Source organism: Sinomonas sp. (assembly GCF_051955515.1).
Taxonomy (GTDB): domain Bacteria; phylum Actinomycetota; class Actinomycetes; order Actinomycetales; family Micrococcaceae; genus Sinomonas.
The window spans coordinates 45,607-51,606 of the sequence record NZ_JBQCGQ010000005.1; the positions used below are offsets into that span (position 1 = coordinate 45,607).

At 67.3% G+C, this 6,000-nt stretch carries 5 protein-coding genes; 1 reads left to right on the top strand and 4 read right to left on the bottom strand.

Annotation, left to right across the window (positions count from 1 at the left end; all coding sequences use genetic code 11):
• The first annotated feature begins 120 nt into the window (after positions 1–120).
• Positions 121–297: a hypothetical protein gene (locus ACTHL9_RS00365; protein ID WP_440516642.1), complete on the top strand. Its 177-nt coding sequence runs from the start codon at positions 121–123 to the stop codon at positions 295–297.
• Between the two features lie 62 nt (positions 298–359).
• On the opposite strand, the gene ACTHL9_RS00370 is transcribed toward ACTHL9_RS00365, so the two are convergent.
• The 4 genes from ACTHL9_RS00370 to ACTHL9_RS00385 form a co-directional block, all read right to left on the bottom strand.
• A complete protein-coding gene (locus ACTHL9_RS00370; protein WP_440516643.1) occupies positions 360–2,066 on the bottom strand; it encodes a dipeptide ABC transporter ATP-binding protein in 1,707 nt (568 codons plus the stop codon).
• Positions 2,063–3,061 carry an ABC transporter permease gene (locus ACTHL9_RS00375; RefSeq protein ID WP_440516644.1) on the bottom strand — a complete coding sequence of 333 codons (999 nt, stop codon included), beginning with the start codon at positions 3,059–3,061 and terminating at the stop codon, positions 2,063–2,065. The genes ACTHL9_RS00370 and ACTHL9_RS00375 overlap by 4 nt, the downstream gene beginning before the upstream one ends.
• A complete protein-coding gene (locus ACTHL9_RS00380; protein WP_440516645.1) occupies positions 3,061–4,149 on the bottom strand; it encodes an ABC transporter permease in 1,089 nt (362 codons plus the stop codon). Before ACTHL9_RS00380 ends, ACTHL9_RS00375 begins: the two co-directional genes overlap by 1 nt.
• A gap of 120 nt (positions 4,150–4,269) precedes the next feature.
• The gene (locus tag ACTHL9_RS00385; protein WP_440516646.1) at positions 4,270–5,904 is read right to left on the bottom strand and encodes an ABC transporter substrate-binding protein; all 1,635 of its coding nucleotides are present in this window, start codon (positions 5,902–5,904) and stop codon (positions 4,270–4,272) included.
• Positions 5,905–6,000 lie beyond the last annotated feature (96 nt).

Sequence of the window (6,000 nt, forward strand, 5' to 3'; positions counted from 1 at the left end):
CATGAAGGTCGGCAGCATTGGAAGCGGGCCCGTCGGCCGGACTCTGGAAGCCCGATTCCGGGGGCTCGGGCACGAAGTGATCATCGGCTCGCGGGACGCGGCCACGCCGGAGGCGATCGAGTGGGGGGACGCGACGGGCGGCAGGGCTGGCGTTCCGAGAGAGTCCGCGACCTCCTCGGTCCCGACGCGGCAACGGCCCTCGCGATGTACATGCCGCTGTCGCTCCGGCTCATGGGCACGCTCGGCACAGCGCAGTTCAACTTCCGGATCGTGGGACCCGAGCAGCAAGCCAGCTGAGAACGAACGACGCCGGCGGCAGGGTGCGTGCCGCCGTCGTCGTCCTGACGCGCAGACGCGGATCAGCCGCCCAGCAGCGCCCGGTGCGCCTTGCGGCGTTCGGCCTGCTCGACCGGGTCCGGCACGGGCAGCGAGGCGATGAGCCGCCTGGTGTACTCGTCCTGGGGATCGCCCATCACGCGGCTTCCGACCCCCTGCTCCACGAGCCGGCCCTTGTAGAGCACGCCGACCCAGTGGCTCAGCTGGTCTACCACGGCGAGGTCATGGCTGATGAACAGGGCAGCGAAGCCGAGTTCCGCCTGGATCTCCCGGAACAGCTCGAGCACTTTCGCCTGGACCGAGACGTCGAGGGCGGAGGTGGGTTCGTCCGCGATCAGGAGACGCGGCTCGAGCGCGAGTGCCCGGGCGAGCGAGGCCCTCTGACGCTGGCCACCGGAGAGCTCGTGCGGATACCGCGACGCGTACGAGGCCGGCAGCTGCACGGACTCGAGCAGCTCGCCGACCCGGCGGCGGACCTGAGCCGTCTGGAGGTCGAGGTGCACGATGAGGGGCTCCGCGACGCACTCCCCGACGGTCAGCTGCGGATTGAACGAGGCCGCAGGGTCCTGGAACACGAACCCAATCTCCTTGCGGAGAGGACGGAACGCGCGTTCGCGGAAGCCGACCATCTCGTGCCCGAGGACCTTGAGGCTTCCCCCAGTCGCGCGATTGAGCCCGGCGATCGCCCGGCCGATCGTGGTCTTGCCCGAGCCGGACTCCCCCACGAGGCCGAACACCTCGCCCGCGGACACCGTGAACGAGACACCCTCCACCGCGCGGAAAGCCGGCGAGCCGAGGCGTCCCGGGTACACGATCTCGAGGTTCTCCGCCTCGACGAGGACCTCCCCGCCCTGATGCAACCGCTGCGTAGCGCCCTCGGACGCCGAGTCGCGACCGAGGTGCGGAACCGCCGCCAGAAGGCGGCGTGTGTAGTCTTCGCGCGGCTCCGCGAAGAGCCGGCGCACGGGCGCCTCTTCGACCACCTCGCCCTGGTACATGACGACGACGCGGTCCGCGAGGTCCGCAACGACGCCCATGTTGTGGGTGATGAGGACGATCGACGTCCCGTAGAGGTCCCGGAGATCGCGGAGGAGTTCGAGGATCTCGGCCTGGACCGTGACGTCGAGCGCGGTGGTCGGCTCGTCCGCAACGATGAGCTCGGGATCGAGCGCGAGCGCGGCGGCGATCACCACGCGCTGCTTCTGCCCGCCCGAGAACTGGTGCGGGTAGTAGTCCACACGCTTCTCCGGGTCGGGGATGCCGACCTTGCGGAGCGATTCGATGGCGCGCTCGCGGGCCTCCTTGCGGCTGATCCGATGGTTCCCCGTGCGGGCCCGGTGCGCCCGGATGCCTTCGCAGATCTGCCAGCCCACGGTGAACACGGGGTTGAGGGCCGTCGAGGGCTCCTGGAAGACCATCGCCACATCGCGGCCGCGCAGCTCGCGGAGCTTCGCCGGGCTCAGCGAGATGACGTTCTGCCCCTTGATCACCACGGCGCCCGAGCTCGTGGCCGTCTCCGGCAGAAGGCCAAGGATGGTCTTGGCCGTCACCGTCTTGCCGGAGCCGGATTCGCCGACGACGGCGACGACCTCCCCCGCCTTGACATCGAGGCTCACGCCGCGGACGGCGTGGACCTCCCCGGCGTCGGTGGCGAACGAGACCTCGAGGTCGTCGATGTCGAGCACCGTTTCAGCCGGGCTTGCCGGCCGCACGTCTAGCTCCTCGCTCATGCGTTGCCTCCTTCCAGGCGCTGCTGGCGGTTCTTGCCGCGGTTCTTCCCGCCGTGACGGCGGGTGCGGAGGCGGGCGTCCGCGAGGTCGTTCATGCTCTCGCCCACGAGCGTGAGCCCGAGGACCGTCAGCACGATCGCGAGACCCGGGAAGATTCCGGTCCACCAGATGCCGGCTGTCACGTCGCTGAGCGCCTTGTTGAGGTCAAAGCCCCACTCCGACGCGCTCGTCGGCTCGATGCCGAAGCCGAGGAAGCCGAGGCCGGCAAGGGTGAGGATGGCCTCCGACGCGTTGAGCGTGAAGATGAGCGGGATGCTTCGGGTCGCGTTGCGGAAGATGTGACGGGCCATGATCCGCCAGCTCGAAGCACCGATGACCTTGGCCGACTCGACGAAGGGCTCGGCCTTCAGGCGGATGGCCTCGGCGCGCACCACGCGGAAATACTGCGGGATGAACACGACGGTGATTGAGATCGCAGCCGCGAGGACGCCACCCCACAGACTCGACTGGCCATGGCTGATGACGATCGACATGACAATCGCCACGAGCAGCGACGGGAAGGCGTAGATCGCGTCCGCGACAACCACGAGGATGCGGTCGAGCCACCCGCCGATGTAGCCGGAGGCGAGGCCGAGGGCCACGCCGGCGAAGATCGACAGGGCCACCGCGACGACGATCACGAGGACCGCGGTCTGAGCGCCCCATACGACCCGCGAGAAGACGTCGAAGCCTCCCACGGTAGTGCCCCAGATGTGCCGGGCGCTCGGCGGGTCCTGAGTGGGGAAGTCGCCGTTCGCGTCCGAGATCTGGGAGAAGCCAAAGGGCGCGATGAGCGGCGCGAGCAGGGCGAGCAGGAGGAACACGAGCGTCAGCACGAGGCCAACGATGAGCATGCCGCGCTGGACGCCGACGCTCGCGCGGATATGGGAGACGACGGGGAGCCGCGTCCACAACGGCTCGCGGCGCTCGATCTCTGGCAGTGTCTGGGTGGTCATCAGTACCTCACCCTCGGGTCGATCAGCGCGGCGATGACGTCCACGATGAAGTTGGTCACGGCGACGATCACGGCAAGGAGCACCACGATGCCCTGCACGGCCACGAAGTCGCGTGCCGTGAGGTACTGGGCGAGCTGGAACCCGAGGCCCTTCCACTCGAAAGTCGTCTCGGTCAGGACCGCGCCGCCGAGGAGGAGCGCGATCTGCAGGCCCATGACGGTGATGATCGGAATCAGGGCCGGCTTGTAGGCGTGGCGCGTGACGAGCCGGAACTCGCTGACGCCGCGAGAGCGGCCGGCTTCGACGTAGTCACGCCCGAGCGTCCCTACGAGGTTGGTACGCACAAGCCTGAGGAACACGCCTGCGGTCAGGAGTCCGAGGGCGATGGCAGGAAGGACGGCGTGCGATTCGACGTCCCAGAAGGCCGGGAGGTTGCCGCTGCGGAGCGCGTCGAGCCAATAGATGCCGGTGGGCGCCGCGAGTCCGCTGAGCGCGATCTCGGTCGAGGTCGATGCGCGGCCCGCGACGGGCAGCACCCCGAGCCAGACCGAGAAGATGAGCTTGAGCAGGAGCCCGGCGAAGAACACCGGTGTCGCGTAGCTCAGGATCGCGAAGATCCGCAGGATCGCGTCCGGCGTCTTGTCGCGGCGGTGGGCGGCGATCATCCCGAGCGGGATGCCCACGATGAGGGCCACGACGACGGCGTTGATCGCGAGTTCGAGGGTGGCCGTGCCGAAGGTTGCGAGCATCTCCGTGACAGCCCTGTTGTCCGAGATGGTCCGGCCGAAGTTCCCGGTGAAGATCTGCCCGAGGTATTCGAAGTACTGGACGATGAGCGGCCGGTCGTAGCCGGCGTCGTGGATGCGCTGGGCGAGCTGGTCGGGTGGGAGGCGGCCGCCGAGGGCAGCCGTGATGGGGTCGCCCGTGATCCTCATCAGGAAGAAGACGAGCGTCACAAGGATGAGGATTGTCGGGAAGATCAGCAGGAAGCGGATGACGAGGTAGGTGGCGAGTCCGCCGCCCGCCCGCTTGGCGGCCGGGACCGCGGGGGTACTGGCGGCCTCGGGCGTCTCTGTCAATGCAGTCATCGGAAGGGGGTTCCTTTAGCGGGATGGTTCATGAGCGGGGTGATGCCCCCGCACAGCAACGGCGGGACGCTGTGGCATCCCGCCGCTGCTACAGAGGGTGGGGCTTTCCGGACTGGCCGGCTACTTGCTGATCACGCCGAGGCGGAACTTGAACGAGGGATCGAGGGTGGTCTCGACTCCCTTGACGCTCGTCCCCGCCACCGCAATCTGCGCGCCCTGAAGCAGCGGCAGCGTGGGAAGGTCCTTCGCTACGGCGTCCTGGATCTGGCCGAGCTGCTGCTCACGCGACGACTTGTCCGGGTTGGTTGCCTCCTTCGCGATGAGGTCCGCCACGGTCGGGTTGTCGTAGTGGTTCTTGAGGAACGTGTTCGCGGTGAAGAACGGCGTGAGGTAGTTGTCCGGGTCGGAGAAGTCCGGGAACCACCCGAGCTGGTACATCGGGTAGACGTCTTTCGTGCGGTCCTTCGAGTAGGTCACCCACTCGGTGGACTGCAGGTTCACCTTGAACAGGCCCGACGCCTCGAGCTGCTGCTTGACCATGGCGTACTCGTCGCCGGACGACGGGCCGTAGTGGTCCGGGTTGTACTGCAGGTTGATGGCCAGCGGCGTCTGGATGCCGGCGGCCGAGAGGACCTGCTTCGCCTTGTCAGCGCTCGGCTTGCCGTTGCCGTCGCCGTACATCGACTTCAGCGGCGTGGACGCGCCGGGGAAGCCGCTCGCCACGTAGGAGTAGAGCGCTGTGTAGGTGCCCTTGTAGACCTGCTGTGCGATGGCGTCGCGGTCAACGAGATCGGCCATGGCCTGGCGGACGGCGAGCGCCTTGGCGGGATCGGCGTTCGGCGTCTTGGCACCGTACGGCATGGTGTCGAAGTTGAACACGATGTAGCGGATTTCGCCGCCCGGGCCCTTGAGGACCTTGACCTTCGAGTCCTTGGCGAGGCTGTCCACGTCGGTTGCCGTGAGCGAGCGCCAGGCCACGTCGATGTTGCCCTGCTGGACGTCGAGCTTGAGGTTGTTCGAGTTCGCGTAGTACTTCAGGTTGACCGTGTCCGTCGCCGGCTTGCCGAGGAGGCCCTGGTAGTCCGGGTTGGCCTTGAAGGAGACGAGCTGGTTCTTCTGGTACGTCGTGATCGAGTACGGGCCGGCAAAGGCCTTCTTCGAGACGATGTCATCGTCATTCATGACCTTGTCCGCGGGGAACACGTTGTGGTCCACGATCGGGCCGGCCGGGCTCGAGAGCACCTGGGGGAACGTCTGGTCGTTGCCCTTCTTAAGGTGGAAGACCACCGTGGTCGGATCCGGAGCGTCGACACTCGCGAGGTTGTCGAGGAGCGAGGCCGGCCCGTTGGGGTCGTTGATCTTGAGCTGGCGATCGAAGGAGAACTTCACGTCGGTCGAGTCGAGGGCGTCGCCGTTGGCCCACTTCAGGCCGCTCTTGAGCTTGACCGTGTAGTCGGTGGGGGACGAGAACGACGCCGACGTCGCGATATCCGGCTGAGGATCGGCGCTCCCGGGCTTGGAGTTCATCACGAACGGATAGATCTGGTTCATGACCATGAAGGAGCCGTTGTCGTACGAGCCGGCGGGATCGAGGAACGTGACCTTGTCCGTCGTCCCGACCGTGACCGGGCCGCCGCCGGAGGATGCGCTCTGCGCTGAACCGCCCCCGGACGGGCCGGTGCAGCCCGTGAGGGCTAGGGCAGAGATGCCGAGGAGCGCTATGGCGCTCCGAACGGCCGTGGTGGTCTTTCGCATGGGGTGACCTTCTCTTCGAGTTCTGGCCACGCATGCTGTGATACAGCACACAGGGCCGAGTGCACCAGCATTCAATCACGTTTCCGGAGACGTGAA

Bases quoted from the DNA above. Each gene is read 5' to 3' on its own strand.
- ACTHL9_RS00370 (WP_440516643.1), bottom strand. From the start codon at position 2,066: ATGAGCGAGGAGCTAGACGTGCGGCCGGCAAGCCCGGCTGAAACGGTG.
- ACTHL9_RS00375 (WP_440516644.1), bottom strand. From the start codon at position 3,061: ATGACCACCCAGACACTGCCAGAGATCGAGCGCCGCGAGCCGTTGTGG.
- ACTHL9_RS00380 (WP_440516645.1), bottom strand. From the start codon at position 4,149: ATGACTGCATTGACAGAGACGCCCGAGGCCGCCAGTACCCCCGCGGTC.
- ACTHL9_RS00385 (WP_440516646.1), bottom strand. From the start codon at position 5,904: ATGCGAAAGACCACCACGGCCGTTCGGAGCGCCATAGCGCTCCTCGGC.